Consider the following 776-nt stretch of genomic DNA (forward strand, 5'->3'; position numbering starts at 1 on the left):
GAATAATATTAAATGATAAAAATTTTTTGATAAATAAATTAGGTTCTGATTGGGGGGATTTGCAAGAAATTGTAAATGAGTGGCTTATGATAAGTAAAAGACGAGAAAAATATAAAGCTAGCCTAAAGAAGTTTTTTTATAATGCATTTAATGAGGGCGATAATCAAGAAAAATTTATACAAATGATTTTAAATGGAGGTGATATTAATTTAATTGAATTAATGAGGATTAATAATAAATGTAGTGAGGCCTCCATAAGGGTGCATTGTACTCATATAATATATTTTTTAAACTGGTATATTGATAAGTATGTACAAAAAAAAGGTGTAATAAATCCTTTTATAATTTTTACAACAAGAAATCCTTTTTATGATTTTTTAGTTACTAATGGTATAGAGTGGAATAATTGGTTAATACTAGCACATCAGTGGTTAATAGAAAATCCAAAGGGTAGAGTGGCAAAAATTCCTTCAATTTTAGCAATGTTAGAGTTTTTTAAAGAAAATAAAAAAAATTATTCAAATGTAAACCTGTTAATTCATGATATTCAAAATAATTTTTTTAAATATTCTGATCTATTAGGAATTATACAACTTAGATGGAGTGAGAGATTTAATTATAATACAAATCATTTATGCAATTTTATTAACTGGATTTTAGGAAGGAATATTAATAGCTTAAAACTTAAAAGAATTGAAATTGAATCATTAAATTTTAATTGGGTTTTAATAGATTATGGAAGAGAATGGTTAGGTTGGGTACTTTTAGCTGAGAGA

1 protein-coding gene is annotated in these 776 nt (G+C 24.5%); it reads left to right on the forward strand.

The genetic code is table 11. The features are described 5' to 3' along the window. A partial coding sequence (locus AWW73_RS19000; RefSeq protein ID WP_162268148.1) for a hypothetical protein occupies nt 1–776 on the forward strand: 776 nt, incomplete at both ends.

The sequence above is a fragment of the Acinetobacter lactucae genome (assembly GCF_001605885.1).
Lineage (GTDB): Bacteria > Pseudomonadota > Gammaproteobacteria > Pseudomonadales > Moraxellaceae > Acinetobacter > Acinetobacter lactucae.